At 63.4% G+C, this 15428-nt stretch carries 13 protein-coding genes; 6 read left to right on the forward strand and 7 right to left on the reverse strand.

The window, feature by feature from the left end:
• Positions 1–17: 17 nt before the first annotated feature.
• From araH to JMY24_RS20750, 4 genes are all read right to left on the reverse strand, one after another.
• Positions 18–1022, reverse strand: coding sequence for an L-arabinose ABC transporter permease AraH (gene araH / locus JMY24_RS20735; protein ID WP_128588366.1), 1005 nt, complete (start codon positions 1020–1022; stop codon positions 18–20).
• Positions 1023–1128: 106 nt separating this feature from the next.
• Complete coding sequence (araG, locus tag JMY24_RS20740; RefSeq protein WP_201702808.1) at positions 1129–2691, reverse strand: L-arabinose ABC transporter ATP-binding protein AraG; 1563 nt, start codon at positions 2689–2691, stop codon at positions 1129–1131.
• 92 nt (positions 2692–2783) lie between these two features.
• Entirely contained in the window at positions 2784–3788 is a 1005-nt protein-coding gene (locus tag JMY24_RS20745; RefSeq protein WP_128588368.1) for an arabinose ABC transporter substrate-binding protein, read from the reverse strand.
• 136 nt (positions 3789–3924) lie between these two features.
• Entirely contained in the window at positions 3925–5373 is a 1449-nt protein-coding gene (locus JMY24_RS20750) for an aldehyde dehydrogenase family protein (protein WP_201702810.1), read from the reverse strand.
• 149 nt (positions 5374–5522) lie between these two features.
• Here JMY24_RS20750 and JMY24_RS20755 point away from each other — a divergent pair, with 149 nt between their 5' ends.
• Positions 5523–6500 (forward strand): LysR family transcriptional regulator, encoded by a 978-nt coding sequence (locus JMY24_RS20755; protein WP_128596071.1) that lies wholly within the window; start codon positions 5523–5525, stop codon positions 6498–6500.
• A 143-nt stretch (positions 6501–6643) separates the two neighbouring features.
• Entirely contained in the window at positions 6644–7198 is a 555-nt protein-coding gene (locus tag JMY24_RS20760) for a YaeQ family protein (protein WP_027776868.1), read from the forward strand.
• A 38-nt stretch (positions 7199–7236) separates the two neighbouring features.
• Here JMY24_RS20760 and JMY24_RS20765 read toward each other — a convergent pair whose 3' ends face one another.
• A complete protein-coding gene (locus JMY24_RS20765; RefSeq protein WP_128596070.1) occupies positions 7237–7662 on the reverse strand; it encodes a VOC family protein in 426 nt (141 codons plus the stop codon).
• Between the two features lie 395 nt (positions 7663–8057).
• Here JMY24_RS20765 and ada point away from each other — a divergent pair, with 395 nt between their 5' ends.
• From ada to JMY24_RS20785, 4 genes are all read left to right on the forward strand, one after another.
• On the forward strand, positions 8058–9233 hold the full coding sequence (gene ada, locus JMY24_RS20770; RefSeq protein WP_201702882.1) for a bifunctional DNA-binding transcriptional regulator/O6-methylguanine-DNA methyltransferase Ada: 1176 nt from the start codon (positions 8058–8060) through the stop codon (positions 9231–9233).
• Positions 9230–10147, forward strand: a complete 918-nt coding sequence (locus JMY24_RS20775; protein ID WP_201702812.1) for a DNA-3-methyladenine glycosylase family protein — start codon at positions 9230–9232, stop codon at positions 10145–10147. The genes ada and JMY24_RS20775 overlap by 4 nt, the downstream gene beginning before the upstream one ends.
• Positions 10148–10621: 474 nt before the next feature.
• A complete protein-coding gene (gshA, locus tag JMY24_RS20780) occupies positions 10622–12238 on the forward strand; it encodes a glutamate--cysteine ligase (RefSeq protein ID WP_128596069.1) in 1617 nt (538 codons plus the stop codon).
• Positions 12239–12465: 227 nt separating this feature from the next.
• The gene (locus tag JMY24_RS20785) at positions 12466–12981 is read left to right on the forward strand and encodes a hypothetical protein (RefSeq protein WP_128591180.1); all 516 of its coding nucleotides are present in this window, start codon (positions 12466–12468) and stop codon (positions 12979–12981) included.
• Between the two features lie 19 nt (positions 12982–13000).
• Here the strand turns inward: JMY24_RS20785 and JMY24_RS20790 are convergent, their stop codons facing one another.
• Both JMY24_RS20790 and JMY24_RS20795 read right to left on the reverse strand, forming a co-directional pair.
• A complete protein-coding gene (locus JMY24_RS20790; protein WP_128596068.1) occupies positions 13001–14599 on the reverse strand; it encodes a DHA2 family efflux MFS transporter permease subunit in 1599 nt (532 codons plus the stop codon).
• Positions 14600–14736: 137 nt separating this feature from the next.
• Positions 14737–15279 carry a MarR family winged helix-turn-helix transcriptional regulator gene (locus tag JMY24_RS20795; RefSeq protein WP_128596067.1) on the reverse strand — a complete coding sequence of 181 codons (543 nt, stop codon included), beginning with the start codon at positions 15277–15279 and terminating at the stop codon, positions 14737–14739.
• Between the last annotated feature and the right edge of the window lie 149 nt (positions 15280–15428).

Consider the following 15428-nt stretch of genomic DNA (forward strand, 5'->3'; position numbering starts at 1 on the left):
CGCGTGTCATTGCACGCTTAGTGCACGCGCTTGCTGCGGCGGAACTGGTCGAACAGCACCGCGAGCAGCAGAATCCCGCCGCGAATCAGGTATTGATAGAAAGTCGGCACGTTCATGAGGCTCATTGCGTCCTGCACGGAGCCCATGATCAGCACGCCCACCAGCACGCCGGAAATCGTCGCGACGCCGCCCGTCAGCGACACGCCGCCGAGCACGCACGCGGAGATCACGCCGAGTTCGAGACCGACCGACGTCTTCGGATCGCCCAGACTCATACGTGACGCAAGCATCACGCCCGCAAAGCCGGTTACGAGCCCTTGCAGCACGAACACGGTGATCTTGATGCGCGTGACTGGCAGACCCGCGAGCAGCGCTGCCTCGCTGTTACCGCCGACAGCCAGCACGTTCTTGCCGAACACGGTTTTCTTCAGCAGAAAACCGAACACCACGAAGCCGATGATGTTGCTCCAGATCGGATACGAAATGCCGAGGAACGAGCCGCCGCCCAGGTCGAAGAAGCTTTCTTCCGAGATCATCACCGCGTCGCCGCTCGACGTGATGAAGGCGAGGCCGCGCACGACTTCCATCATCGCGAGCGTGACGATCAGCGAATTGATCTTGTAGCGCGCGACCAGCACGCCGTTGACGAGGCCGACCGCGCCGCCTGCCAGCACGCCCGCTGCAACGCCGAGCAGTACGCTATGCGTCACGGTGATCAAAGTGGATGCCACGACGCCCGCGAACGCCACGATCGACGCGACCGACAGATCGACTTCGCCGAGCGCGAGCACGAACATCATGGTCACGGAGATCGAGCCGATCAGCGTGACGGAAAGCAGCAGGCCCTGAATGTTTCGTGAACTCAAAAAGTCGGGCACGGTAAACGACAGCGCCGCAAACAGGATGATGAAAACCATCACGATGCCGGACTTGTTGATCAGATCCCAGGTTCGCGCGGCGCGCGCGCTCAAGCCCGCGGAAGCGACGGCCGGCGTGGAGGGGTCGGTTGAAGGTGTGTGCATGATGTGTGTTCCGTTTCAATGCCGCGTGGTTCAGTTCAACGGCGCGATTCAGTTGCGTTCGGTTCAGGTGCCTTCGTTCGTCGGGCGACCGGGGCCAGCATGTGTTCTAGCGGGGCAGCGCGAGCTTGATGAGCGCATCGGGCGTGGCCTGTGCTTTCGGCAGATCGCCAACCAGGCGGCCTTCCTTCATCACGATCACGCGGTCAGTCACGCCGATTACTTCCGCAAGATCGCTCGACACCACGATCACCGTACGTCCCGCGTCCGCGAGCCCATACAGCAGACCGTAGATTTCGCTGCGAGCGCCGACGTCGATGCCGCGCGTGGGTTCATCCATCAGAAACACGTCGATGTCCTCGGCGAGCCAGCGCGACAGAATCACCTTCTGCTGATTGCCGCCCGAGAGCGTGCCGATCGGCGTCTCGCCGTTACGCGTCTTGATCGCGAGCTTGCCGATGAACTCTTTCGCGGTCTGCGCTTCCTTGCGTCCGTTGAGCACGTTGAAGCGGCTAAAGTGCCGGCGGCAACTGATGTTGAGGTTGTCCGAAACCGAAGCGATCGAGACGATGCCTTCCTGCTTGCGATCTTCGGGGCAGAGCGCAACGCCCGCGCGCACCGCGTCGCGCGGCGTGGCGAAGCGCACCGGCTTGCCTTTGAGCGTGATGTCGCCGGCCGTGGGTTTGACCGCGCCGTAGATGAGCTTCATCAATTCGGAGCGCCCGGCGCCGACGAGTCCGAAGAAGCCGACGATCTCGCCTTTGCGTGCGGAGAATGTGGCGGGTTCGCGCAGGCCCGGCCCCATCAATCCTTTCACGTCGAGTTGCACGTCGCCGAGATCGCGCGTGCGATAGCCATACACGTCGGCGATCGAGCGGCCCACCATGCAGCTGATCAAACGGTCACGGTCGAGGCCTTCGCCTGCATCGAACGTGTCGATGCGGCGGCCGTCGCGAAACACGGTTACGCGATCGCACAGTTCGTAGACTTCATCCATTCGATGCGTGACGTAGATAATCGCGCGGCCTTCGGCCCGCAATGCGCGAATGATCCGGAACAGCTGCGTGGTCTCGCGCGATGACAACGAACTGGTCGGTTCGTCGAAGGCAATCACGCGCGCGTCGCGCATCAGCGCCTTGCCGATTTCGATCATCTGACGCTGACCGATCGACAGATTCTTCACCTGCTGCGACGGATCGATTTTTTCGCCGAGCCGTTCGAGTTCGCGCACCGCGCGCGCGACGAGCGCCTTTTCATCCAGCACACCAAAGCGATTCGGCAGCGCGCCGAGCATCAGGTTTTCGGCGACCGTCAGTTCCGGCACCAGATGCAATTCCTGGTAGATGATCGCCACACCCGCCGCAATGGCCGCCTTCGTCGTGGTGAACTGCTGCTCGACGCCATCGAGCGACAACGTGCCCGCCGCCGGCTGGTTCACGCCGGACAGCACCTTGAGCAGCGTCGATTTGCCGGCGCCGTTTTCGCCCATGAGGCCGTGCACTTCGCCGCGACGCACTTCGAGCGACACCTGGTCGAGCGCGAGCACGCCGGGAAAGCGCACGGTGATGCCGTCGAGTTGCAGATACGGCTCGGTCGAAGCGGGCGCAGGCGAGGGCGCCTGCAGCGGCGTGGCGGCACCGCCAATGGATGTCGCAGTGTGTGAGGACGTCATCAAAAAACCTCAATGGTGGACAAGCTGTGCAGGCTGCTCTCGCGTCAGGCAAATGCGAGGCGCGGCCCGCCGCGTGCAAAGTCGAACGCGGCTTAAATGCCGAGTTCTTTACGCACGTCCTGCCAGTTGCCGCGCACCATCAGCTTGCCGGTGGTTTGCGTATCGGCGGGCGGCTGCTTGCCGTCCTTGATCCACTCGACGAGGTTCTCGGTGCTCTCCTTGCCGTGCATCGTCGAGCTGACGGCAATCGTGCCGTAGAAGCCCGTCGGCTCCTTCTTCTGGAACTCGGCAAATGCCTCGCCTGCACCGTTGATGCCGACGCCGATCACGTCCGCCGCCGGAATATGCAACTGCTCGGTAGCACGCACGCCGCCCAGCACGCTTTCCTCGTTGAGCGCGAAGATCACCCACTTCTTGATGTTCGGATGCTTGGCCAACACCGGCGACGACGCGTTGAAGCCGCCTTCGTCGTCGGTCGTCTTTTGCGGGGCGTCGAAAATGTTTTCCTTCTTGAAGCCGCCGGCGAGCAGCGTTTCGGTCGCGCCGTCGGTGCGCAGCTTCGCGGTCGGCAGTTCGTAGTTCGTGATGCGCAGTGCGCCGACTTCCTCGGGCTTCCAGCCGCGGCGCTTCATTTCGTCGCTGATTGCCTGGCCGACCTGGTTGCCGATCTTGAACGCGGACATGCCGAGGTGCGGCACATTGGCGAGCGGCTTGCCGCTGGAATCGACCAGTTGATCGTCGACGGTGACGAACTTCATGTTGTAGCGCTTGGCGCGCGCCTGAATGGCCGGTCCGAGACGCACGTCGGGTGCGCAGATCACGAAGCCTTTCGCGCCCTGGGCGCCGAGATTGTCGATTGCGGACAGCACTTTCTCGCCGTCCGGCGTGCCGATGTTCACCACCGAAAAGCCGTCCTTCTGACCGAGCGCGGTCGCGGCTTTCTGTTCGTTGATGAACCACGCCTGCTCCGGCATCTTCACGAGAAAGCCCACTTTAAGCTGCTGGTCCGCGTGCGCGGAAAGTTGGGCGGCGAAGGGCGCGGCGATTGCGGCGGCGGCGATCGCGGTTAGCGTCAAACGGCGAAGCTTGCTGGTCATGTCTGTCTCCTGAGGTTGAAAAGCTGCATTGATTTCGTTTATGTGCAGCGAGGCGATACGCGGCGGCGTTAGCCGGTGCGTAAAAACTTGGCTATCGAATCGAGGCGGGCGGCCACGCGAATGCAGGTCATCGCGATCAGCTCGCGACGTACGCCGTTTTCACGGCCGTCCAGAATGCTGCGTCGGTCGAGCCGTAGGCGGACGCCTTGCGCCCGCCGCCAGGCGCGTGATGCTCCACGGCCGTGGTCGGCAGATTGATCGTGACGAGGCCGCTATGCACGTGACGTCGAAAATGCCGCGCGCGGCTGAGCGAGCGCGTGCAGATGCCCGCGCATAGACCGTAAGCGGTGTCGTTCGCGAGATGCAACGCGTGGTCGTAGTCGTCCGCGCTCAGCACGACTGCGAGCGGACCGAAGATTTCCTCGCGCGCAATACGATGTTCCGCCTCGCCGACGAACAGCGCGGGCTCGAAAAAGTAGCCACGTGTCGCGCGTTCCAGCTGACGGCCGCCGTTCAGCAAGTGCGCGCCTTCCTGCTTGCCGATCTGCACGTAGTCGAGATCGCGTTCGAGTTGCGCGGCGTTCGCTACCGGACCCATGTCCGCGCCGTGCTTGAGTGCATGGTCCACGGTGAGCCTGGCGAGCTTTGTCTGCAACGCGTCGACGAACGGCTCGAACATCGAGCGTTCGACGATCAACCGCGCCGCCGCCGTGCTGCGCTGGCCGGTCGAGCCGTACGCGCCGGTCAATGCGGCATCGACCGCGCTGTCGAGATCGGCGTCGGCCAGCACGACAAAGGGATTTTTGCCGCCCATTTCCAGTTGGACGCGCGCCTGGCGAGCGGCAGCGGCTTGCAGCACGCGCGTGCCGGTTTCCGCCGAACCGCTGAAGCTGATCGCCGCGACGAGCGGATGAGCGACGATTCGCGCGCCGACCTGCCGGCCGCTGCCCATCACGAGATTGAAGACGCCGGCGGGCAAACCGGCGCGGCTCACGATCGACGCGAGCGCCGCCGCGCAAGCCGGCGTCGATTCAGCCGGCTTGTAGACCACGCAATTGCCATGCGCGATCGCCGCGCCGATCTTCGCCGCGGCGATCGCGAACGGCGCGCTCCACGGCGCGATGATGCCGACCACGCCGAGCGGTTCGCGCGTCATGTCGATTTCAACGCCAGCCCGCGCCGACGCAAGCGGCTCGGCATACGCGCGCTGCGCATCGGCGGCGAGCAGCTTGAACGTCTGACCTGCGCGCGTGGCCTCGGCCAACGCCTCGGGCAACGTCTTGCCGACTTCGCGCGCGAGTAGGCGACCGAGTTCGTCGCGGCGCGCCAGCATTTCGCTGCCGATTGCGTCGAGCGCGTCCGCGCGGCGCTGCGCCGAGCTGAGCGCCCATTCGCGGAAGGCGGCGCTCGCTGCTTCGATCGCGCTATCGGTTTGCCGGACGTCGGCGCGAACATATTCGCCGACGGGCTCGTCCAGATCCGACGGATTGAGCGAAACACCCGTAGTCGCGCCCGTCTCCCATCCGCCATTGATGTAATGGCGCAGCGGGCTGGCAACGAGCGGGACGAGCGGATCGCGGTTCATCGACGGAAGGGCGCCACATGAGAAGCTGAAAGTCCACGAATGGTATGAGTGCGCGTAATAACTTTCCAATCCCTTTTTGGGCCACTCCCATAACAATTTCGATATGGCATGATTGAGGCCATTCGAGAAATAAGGTTTGGAGACAGGCGATGACGCGTAGCTACTCGAACTGGTTCGTCCGTGCCCGGCTCAAGACGCGGCAGTTGCTGCTGCTCGCCGCGATGGAAGAGGAGGGCAACGTGCGGCGCGCCGCCGACGTGCTCGGCATGACGCAGCCGGCGGCTTCACGCCTGCTGAAAGAACTCGAAGACATGCTGGGCGTGAGCCTCTTCGACCGCACGCCGCACGGCATGCATGCGACGCTGTACGGCGAGGTGATGATCCGTCACGCGCGCATGGTGCTGTCCAATCTCAGCCACGCGCACGACGAAATCTCGGCGTTGCGCGCGGGACTCGCCGGTCAGGTGCGTATCGGCGTGATCGCGGCGGCGGCTGCAACCATGGTGCCGCGTGCCATCGCGAGCGTGAAGGAGCGTTATCCGCAGTTGCAAATCTGGGCTGAAGTCGAGACGTCAGACGTGATGCTGCCGCGGCTTGCCGAAGGTGAACTCGACATCATGATCGGCCGCGTGCTCGAGCGGCAAAATCAGTTCAAGACTGAAGTCCGCTACGAACCGCTCGCCGACGAGCCGCTGTGCGTGGTGGCGCGGCCCGGCCATCCTCTGGAAAACGAAGCCGGCCTGACGCTGCGCGGCATTGTCAACTCGAGCTGGGTGTTGCATCCGCCGGGCAGTGTTTTGCGGCATCGTTTTGACCTGATGTTTTCGCAGATCAGCCTGAATCCGCCACAGAACGTGGTGAACACCAACAACTTCCTCGCGATTTCCAGTCTGCTGCTCCAGAGCGACATGTTGGCGGTTTTGCCCGACGAAGTGGCGCGTCAGTACCAACAGTACGGCGTGTTGAAGCGGCTGCCGATCGATTTGCCGTGCAGGATGGACACATTCGGTATCATCACGCGCCAGTCGCACCTGCTTTCTCCCGCGGCCTCAGTGGTGCTCGACTCGTTGCGCGAGGCGGCCGGCGAGGTTTATGGCGCTCCCGTTGAGCAGGCCATGGCTCGGTAAATGCTTCTTCCCGTCTATAAGGTGGCCGACGAACGGCGCGGGAGGGACACAAAATGTACAACAAGCACGGAAGACGGCAGCGCGCCGTCGACGACTCATTTTCGGTTCGCTCCGCTGGAGCGAGCGTCTGGTTTAGCAACGGCATGGCTCTCAAATCGACGATTTACAAGGCGGAGTTGCAGATCGCCAATATGGACCGGCACTATTACGCCGACCATTCACTCACCATCGCGCGTCATCCGTCGGAAACCGACGAACGTATGATGGTCCGCGTCGCTGCGTTCGCGCTCTTTGCGCAGGAACGGCTCGAGTTCTGCAAGGGATTGTCGGATGTCGACGAGCCCGATCTGTGGCAGAAAGATCTGACCGGCGCGATCGAAACGTGGATCGAAGTCGGCCAGCCTGACGAGCGGCGCATCGCGAAGGCGAGCGGCCGCTCGAACGACGTGATCGTGATTGCGTACGGCGGCCGTACTTCGGATATCTGGTGGCAGGGCGTGCGCAACAAGGTTGAGCGCATGCGCAATGTGACGGTCTGGTCGCTCGGCGAGAACGTCGCGGCAGAGTTGGGCGCGCTTGCCGAGCGCACGATGCGGCTTCAATGCACCGTACAGGACGGCGAAGCGTGGCTCGGCAGCGCGGAAGCCGACGCGGTGAAGATCGAGTGGACGGTGTTGAAGGCGCCCGCCAACGGCTGACACGCCGGCGGCTCGCGGCCGACGCCGGGGGTTCGCCTTTAGCGCGACGTCACCCGCGCCGCTTCCGGCGGCCCTTTCAGTTCGACCATGTTGCCCTCCGGGTCGAACAGATACAGCGACGGCCCATAGCCGTCTGCGCCGTAACGCAGCGCCTGCTCGCCAAGCCGTGCGCCGTGTTCGCTCAGATGCGCCTTGAGCGCATCGGCGTCGAACGGTTCCACGCGCAAGCACACGTGATCCATGTTCCGCCCCGCGCCGGCCGCGCCGTTTTCCGGGCGATCGAGTTTCGCGCCCATCTGCAGCAGGTCGATCAGGGAGCGGCCCGCGCGCAACTGTGTGAGACCGAGCTCGCGCTGCTCCTTCTCGAGGCTGCAACCGAGCACCTCGCAGTAAAAGCGCGCCATGGCTTCGACGTTCGACGCCCGAATCACCACGTGGTCGATCTCGCGAATATGAATTTTCATTGGAACGTCTCCTCTGGCCGGCTTACGGAACGGATGAACCACCAGTTTATGAGAAAGCGGCGGCTGTGAACGGCTGGCGTTAAGAGGGCCAGACGCAGAACGTGCAGACGAAAAAAAGCCCGCTCTATGTGGAGCGGGCTGAATCCATATCAGGAGGAGACATGGAGGAGACAGGTACTAATATACACACGGGGTTGGTGCGACGCAATAACTTTTTAAGGGAAAACCCGATATCGTGGAAATTTGTCGCACTTTGAGGCGAAATGGGCGCTTGGCGGGGTTCCAACGGGCCGTCCGCTACGAGGAACCGCAATGACACAGCAAGAACCGGAGCGTAGTGTGTCGGCATGCGGCCTACATTGGTGAGCATCGACAGCACCTATCCGGGACCCATCATGAACCGCACTGCCGAGCCCGTTAACATTGGCCCTACCGCCGACACCGCCAGCTGGAATTCCGACGACGAACGCTGGGAAGCCGTCACTCGCCGCGATCCCCTCGCCGACGGCGCCTTTTTCTACGGCGTGAAGACGACGGGTGTGTTCTGCCGTCCGTCCTGCGCTTCGCGCCAGCCGCGTCGTGAGAATGTCGCCTTCTTCGCCGACCCCGGCGCCGCCCGCGCCGCGGGCTTTCGCGATTGCAAGCGCTGCCAGCCGGGCGGCTTGCCGCGCGAACTGGAGATCGTGAACCGGGCGTGCGCCGCGCTCGACGCCGATCCGCAGCGGCGTCTCACGCTCGTCCAATTGAGCGACGCCGTGCACGTGAGCCCGTTCCATCTTCAGCGCCTGTTCAAGCGCGTGGTGGGCGTGTCGCCGCGCCAGTACCAGGCTGCGCAACGCGGCGCTGCGCTGCGCGATGCGCTGAAGAGCGGCGCGGACGTCACGCGCGCGACGCTCGACGCCGGCTTCAACTCGCCTTCGCGGATGTACGACAGCGCATCGGCGGAATTGGGCATGGCGCCCTCGGAATATCGCCGCAAGGGCGCGGGACTGACGGTCCGCTATGCGAGCGCGCCGACGTCGCTCGGCTTCGTGCTGGTGGCCGCGACCGACAAAGGCATCTGCAAACTCGGTTTCGGCGACGACGCCGCTTTCCTCGTCGACGAACTGCGCGGCGAATTTGCCAACGCGGACCTGCTTGACGATCCCGAGCGGCTGGCACCGTTCATCGCTGAAATCGACGCGTACCTGCGCGGCACGCGTCAAGACTTCGACCTGCCGCTCGATATTGCCGCGACCGCCTTCCGGCAGCGTGTCTGGGACGCGCTGCGGCGCATTCCGTATGGCCAGACGCGCAGCTACACGGAGATCGCCGAAGCGGTCGGCGCGCCGCGAGCCGTGCGCGCGGTGGCGAGCGCCTGCGCGACGAACCCCGTTGCGCTCGCCATTCCGTGTCATCGCGTCGTGCAAAAGGGCGGGGCGCTGGCGGGCTATCGTTGGGGCTTGCCGCGCAAGGCGGCGCTTCTCGACAACGAGGCGCAGCACGCACGCAACGTTTCCGACGACGAAACCAACCCTTCGCAAACGGCTCCTACTAAGACCCTCGCTACTAAACTGGACCACGCCGCGTGAGCACGCTTGACGAAGTCGCAACCCTGGAACTGCCGTACAAATCGCCGTTCGACTGGCCGCGCCTGCTGCGCTTTTTCCGCGGACGCGCGACGCCCGGCGTCGAGACAGTCGAAGACGGCGCCTATCGTCGCGCAATCGAATGGGCCGGCGACAGCGGCACGCTCAGCGTGCGCCAGCATCCACGCAAGCGCTCCCTCGTCGCGAGCATCGAAGGACCGGTGAGCCGTCACGCCGATGCGCTTGCGGCACCCATCGCGAGGATCTTCGATCTGCACGCGGAGCCGAAGAAGATCGGTGCCGCCTTGGCCGCCGACCCGTGGCTAGCGCCGCTAATCGAAGCGGCGCCGGGTTTGCGCGTGCCGGGCGCGTGGTCCGGTTTCGAACTCGTGGTGCGCGCTATCGTCGGCCAGCAGATCAGCGTGAAGGCCGCGACGACGATCATCGGACGATTGGTACAGCGAGCGGGCGAGCGTATCGAAGGGCATCCGCACGAGAACACCGCGTGGCGTTTTCCGACGCCGGACGCGCTGGCCACAGTCGATCTCGCGCAAATCGGCATGCCGGGCAAACGCGTCGCGGCGCTGCAGGGTTTCGCGCGCGCCGTCGCAAGCGGCGACGTGCCGCTCGACAGCGCGACCGCCGATGCGCACAGCCTGCGCCCGGCGTTACTCGCATTGCCGGGCATCGGCCCGTGGACTGTCGAGTATGTCGCGATGCGCGCCTGGCGCGATGCCGACGCGTGGCCTGCGTTAGACCTCGTGTTGATGCAGTCGATCTCCGCGCGCGATCCGTCGCTCGTGCGGGCGACGCAGCAACGCGCACGCACCGACGCATGGCGGCCCTGGCGCGCTTACGCGGCGATGCATCTGTGGAACGAAGTGGCGGACCGCGTTGGTGCCGCGCGAGGCGGCTAGATTTGCGTGTTGGCCCGGGCGGGTTGGCGACACGCGCGGGTTGTGCGTTGTGCCGTTGTGCCGTTGTGCCGTTGTGCCGTTGTTCCATTGCGTCGTTGCGTCGTTGCGTCGTTGCGTCGTTGCGTCGTTGCGTCGTTGCGTCGTTGCGTCGTTGTGCCGGTTGCGCCGCATCTGCCGCATCTGCCGCCCATGCCGCCCATGCCGCCCCTGCCGCCGCACCGCCGCCGGCTAAAAACCCTACCGCCGCAATACCCTGAATAACCCCCAACTTCCCGTGGCTAAATTTGCGAATCCGGCGTGAAAACAGTCGGGCCGGCCAGCCGGAACAGCCCGCCGAGGCGGCCTCAAGCAGGCGCCGTGGCGAGATGTTAAAGTGCCCGCTACTGAAAATTCCGCCGAACGTTGTCGACCGCACCATCCTGCCAGCGAGCAGCGAAGCGGCACATGGCGGCCGACAACGCCCGACTCGCATCAATGCCAAACACCACACAATCCCGCACGACCGACGCGTTTTCGCACCGCCTGTCCGTGCTGACTTCTGGCCCGCAACGCGATGCGCTGCTGCACGGCCTGCGCGGCATAGAAAGGGAAAGCCTGCGCGTGACGCACAATGGCGAGCTCGCGTTGACGCCGCATCCGCGCGCGCTCGGTTCGGCGCTCACGCATCCGTCGCTGACCACCGACTATTCCGAAGCGCTGCTCGAATTAATCACGCCGGCCGAGCAGGACGTCGCGCTCACACTCGACAAGCTCGACAAGCTGCATCGCTTTGTCTACGCGGAACTCGGCGACGAGATTCTGTGGAACAACTCCATGCCCGGCCTCTTGCCCGAGACCGACGACGGCATTCCAATCGCGAATTACGGCACGTCCAATATCGGCAAGCTGAAGTACGTGTATCGCATCGGCCTTGCGCTGCGTTATGGTCGCACGATGCAGTGCATTGCCGGCATCCACTACAACTATTCGCTGAACGAAGAAGTGTGGCGGCTGTTGCATGCGGATCAGCAATCCACCGCGAGCGCCGTCGATTTCCAGTCGGATCGTTATCTCGCGCTGATCCGGAATTTCCGCCGCACCAACTGGCTGCTGATGTATCTGTTCGGCGCGTCGCCGGCGCTCGATCGCCGCTTCTTGCGCGGGCGCCAACATACGCTCGAAACGTTCGACGCCGACACGTTGTACCGTCCGTATGCAACCAGCCTGCGCATGAGCGATCTCGGCTACTCGAATACCACCGCGCAAGCGGCGCTGCATGCGGACTACGACACGCTGCCCGGTTATCTCGACGCGCTCGCAAAGGCCGTCAGCCAACCCTATCCCGCGTACGAGGCAATTGGTACGCAGCGCGACGGCGAGTGGGTGCAGATCAACACGAACGTGCTGCAGATCGAAAACGAGTTCTACTCGACGATCCGTCCTAAGCGCGTGACATATCCCGGCGAGCGTCCTTTGCATGCGCTGGCCGCGCGCGGCGTGCAATACGTCGAAGTGCGCTGCATGGACATCGATCCATTCGAGCCGGTTGGTATTTCGCTGGAGACGTCACGCTTTCTCGACGCCTATCTGCTTGTGTGCGCGCTCGACGACAGCGCGCCATTGCCGCCGCAGCCGTACGCGGAAGCCAACCAGAACTTCGCGCGCGTAACGACCGAAGGGCGCAAGCCCGGCCTCGAACTGATCCGCGACGGCCATCCGCTCGCGATGATCGATTGGGCCGAAGAGCTATTCGTCAAGATCGAGGCGGCGGCAGCCAGGCTCGACGCACTGCAGGGCGGCGACGCGCACGCGCGCTCGGTTGCCGTTCAGCGGGCGAAGCTTGCCGATGCGTCGCTCACGCCATCGGCGCGGGTGTTGCAGACGATGCGCGACAAGCAGCAGAGCTTCCTCGAATTCGGTCTGGAACTAAGCGAAGCGCATGCGGCGTATTTCCGCGCGCGTCCGCTGGAGCCGGGCGAGGCCAACGCATTTGCAGAACTGGCCAGGCAATCGCTCGAGGAGCAGGCGAAGCTCGAACGCGAGGAAGTAGGCTCATTCGATGCATTCGTCGCCGCTTACCGGGCGTATACGTTGAATCGTTTCAGCGTCTGAGCACACCGGCTCACGTGCGCGCAGCACTGTGCGAAAGCGGCTCGAGTAGCCGCTTTTTTTCATTGCGCGAAGCACGCACGGTAACGGCTACGTAATCGACGCGCGCAGCGTCGGCCGCATCGGCAAATCCTTCGCGGCTTCCACGTTTCTCTGATGTAAACGAAACGCCCTCCGCACGTTACGGTCCAAACTGTTACGACACGCTAGCGAGAGGGAGGATCAACGTGATGAAGCAAAGTCTGTTGGCCGCACTAAGCGTTGCTATGGCGGCGGTCGCCGCGACGGCATGTTCAACGCAAGGACAAGTCGATCCCGATGTCATGCAGATCGCAACCACGCCCCTGACGTGTTCGAACAAAGCCGAGTGCGACCTTTGGTGGCAGCGCGCGCAAACGTGGGTCACGAACAACTCGAAATACAAAGTCGAATCCGCGACCGACACACTGATTCAGACGGCCGGCCCCGATGGCGGCAAACGCGCGCTAGCGTATCAGATCACCCGCACCGCAAATCCCGACGGCACCGCGACAATCGGCTTCGCCGCACATTGCGATGGCTCGCTCGGTTGCACGCCCAACCCATGGGAAGCGGGCGCCGACTTCAAGCAATATGTGCGAGGCACCGCGGCGGGCACACAAAAACCCGTTGTGAAGCCGCCGCAGCCCGCACCCACCGCCATGCATCCCGACGCGTTGCAAGGGCAGTCGGTGACGCCAACAACTGGCGAAGCGGTCAGTCAATGACCGAAGCGTTGCGCGCCGCTCAATGGCCCATCGAAGGACCAACGCCTTTGCGCGGCTTCGTGATCCACACGAGCACGGCAAGTACGAGGAATGCCGCGCACGAAATGCGAAAGAAGTCGTTAGTGGCGAGCATATAAGCCTGCGCAGTCACCACCTGCTCGAGCTGCGCGGTGATGCTGCCGCCGGAAAAGCCGACGCCCGCGAGCGCATCGGTGTATGCATTCGTATTCGGGGTATACACGTTCACGCTGTCGACCAGCATTGCGTGATGGCGAATCGTATCGTTTTCCCAATACGTCGTACTGATCGCAGTGCCGATCGCGCCCGACAAGGTCCGGAAAAAGTTCGATAGACCGGATGCGCTCGCGAGCCGTTCGTCGGACACGCTCGATAGCGTGATGGTTGTCATCGGCACAAAGAAGCAGGCCACGCCAATGCCCTGCACGATACGCGGCCAGATAACGTGGTTAAACGGCACGTCGAGCGTGAACGTGGAGTTCCAGAACGACACGAACGCAAACACGATAAACGCGAAACTCGCCACCACGCGCAAATTCAACCGATGCATGTTCTTGCCGATCATCGGCGAGAGGAAGAGAGCGAGTAAGCCGACCGGCGCGGTGGCGAGACCGGCGAGGCCGGCGGTATAACCCATCACGGTTTGCAGCCATAGCGGAAAAATCACCACCGAGCCGAAGAACGCCATGAAGCCAAAGGAGATGATCAGCACGCCAAGCGCGAAGTTACGGTCCTTGAACAGCGAAAGATCGACGACGGGTTCTTTCTCGGTCATCTCCCACACCAGCATGAACGCAATCGACACCACCGCGATCACTGCGAGCGTCACGATAAATGTCGAGTTGAACCAGTCGCGATCCTTGCCGAGGTCGAGCACCATCTGCAGGCAGGCCACGCCGATCACGAGCAACGTGAGACCGACCGCGTCGATACGCTGTTGGGTCGTTTTCGTTTCGCGGCCGCGCAGCAGCACGAACGCGCAGCCCGCGGAGAAAAGACCGATCGGCACGTTGATGTAGAAGATCCACGGCCACGTGTAGTTGTCGGTGATATAGCCGCCCATCACCGGCCCGAAGATCGGCGCGCAGATCACAGTCATCGCCCAAAGGCCAAGCGCGAGCCCGCGTTTGTCCGGCGGATACGAGCGCATCAGAATGGTCTGCGAAAGCGGCACCATCGGCCCGGACACGAGTCCTTGAACCAGGCGAAACATGATCAGCGACTCGAAGTTCTGCGCAAAACCGCACAGCGCCGAGGCGATCGTAAAGAGCAGAACGGACAGCGTGAAGAGCCGTACTTCGCCGACGCGCCGCGCCAGCCATCCGGTCAGCGGCACGGCAATCGCCGAGGCCACCGAATAGGACGAGATCACCCACGTGCCCTGGCTCGTCGCCACGCCGAGGCTGCCGGAGATGGTCGGCACGGCCACGTTGGCAATCGACGTGTCCAGCACCTCCATGAACGTGCCGAGCGCGAGTCCCACCGTCAGCAGCGCGAGCGCGCCGCCTTTGAGCGGTGCCGGTTCGGCTGCGGGTGGACTGGCGGGTGGGGCGGCCGGTCGGGCAGCCGGTGGGGCAGCGTCGGAAACCGTAGCGTCCATATGTTTTTCTCCTCAACGCGGAAAAGATTGTTGTGCCACGTTTATCGCGTCATCCCGAACAGCTTGCATATATGCACGATCACACTCTGCCCAGACAGAGATTCGCTGACAGCGTCGCCCGAAAAGGCGCGCTCCGGTTACTGCTTGCCGTCTTCCGGCGATGAATCCTGAAGCGTCTCGTCGGGCAGGTCGTCCGGCGAGCACAGACCGCAACCGGCGCTCGAATCCGGATCGATGCCATTGGCAATGAAACGCCCAAGCAGATCGATCAGCGTGGCCAGGTCGGCGGCCGTGAAGCCGCGCAACTGTTCGTTCAGCACGGCAGCGCCGATGTCCGGCAACTGCCGCGCCGCGTCCTGACCCTGCGGCGTCAGTTCCAGCTTGATCATGCGTCGGTCGGAATCACTGCGCGTGCGCGACACGAAGCCTTTCTTTTCAAGGCGATCCAGAAGACGCGTCATCGAGCCGCTGTCGTACGACATAACGCGCGACAACTCGAACGGCGTGTGCGCCCGGCCCGAGGCCAGCATCAGAATCACGCCAATCTGCTGGGCCGTGAGCCCCAGCGGCTTGACCGCGCGGTCGGTGCGCTCCACCAGCACATTGCGAGCCTTCGACAGGTAGTAGCCGAGACTGGACTCGAGCCGGATTTCATCCGCTTTGTAGGGGCCGTCTGTCATCTTGTATCCGGTACACCGCTGGCAAGCGAAGTTTAACTGCCTAAGCAGGAAGATCAAATGCCGATTCTCGTAGATCGTCGTGACGGAGCCGCCGAAAAACAACAGCCCACCCACACATCGCGCACAGTATCTTGAAATTTACTTGCACA

Source organism: Paraburkholderia kirstenboschensis (genome assembly GCF_904848585.1).
GTDB lineage: Bacteria > Pseudomonadota > Gammaproteobacteria > Burkholderiales > Burkholderiaceae > Paraburkholderia > Paraburkholderia kirstenboschensis.

Coding starts and splice junctions, on each gene's coding strand:
- araH (WP_128588366.1), bottom strand. CDS start 1,022: ATGCACACACCTTCAACCGACCCCTCCACGCCGGCCGTCGCTTCCGCG.
- araG (WP_201702808.1), bottom strand. CDS start 2,691: ATGACGTCCTCACACACTGCGACATCCATTGGCGGTGCCGCCACGCCG.
- JMY24_RS20745 (WP_128588368.1), bottom strand. CDS start 3,788: ATGACCAGCAAGCTTCGCCGTTTGACGCTAACCGCGATCGCCGCCGCC.
- JMY24_RS20750 (WP_201702810.1), bottom strand. CDS start 5,373: ATGAACCGCGATCCGCTCGTCCCGCTCGTTGCCAGCCCGCTGCGCCAT.
- JMY24_RS20755 (WP_128596071.1), top strand. CDS start 5,523: ATGACGCGTAGCTACTCGAACTGGTTCGTCCGTGCCCGGCTCAAGACG.
- JMY24_RS20760 (WP_027776868.1), top strand. CDS start 6,644: ATGGCTCTCAAATCGACGATTTACAAGGCGGAGTTGCAGATCGCCAAT.
- JMY24_RS20765 (WP_128596070.1), bottom strand. CDS start 7,662: ATGAAAATTCATATTCGCGAGATCGACCACGTGGTGATTCGGGCGTCG.
- ada (WP_201702882.1), top strand. CDS start 8,058: ATGAACCGCACTGCCGAGCCCGTTAACATTGGCCCTACCGCCGACACC.
- gshA (WP_128596069.1), top strand. CDS start 10,622: ATGCCAAACACCACACAATCCCGCACGACCGACGCGTTTTCGCACCGC.
- JMY24_RS20785 (WP_128591180.1), top strand. CDS start 12,466: ATGAAGCAAAGTCTGTTGGCCGCACTAAGCGTTGCTATGGCGGCGGTC.
- JMY24_RS20790 (WP_128596068.1), bottom strand. CDS start 14,599: ATGGACGCTACGGTTTCCGACGCTGCCCCACCGGCTGCCCGACCGGCC.
- JMY24_RS20795 (WP_128596067.1), bottom strand. CDS start 15,279: ATGACAGACGGCCCCTACAAAGCGGATGAAATCCGGCTCGAGTCCAGT.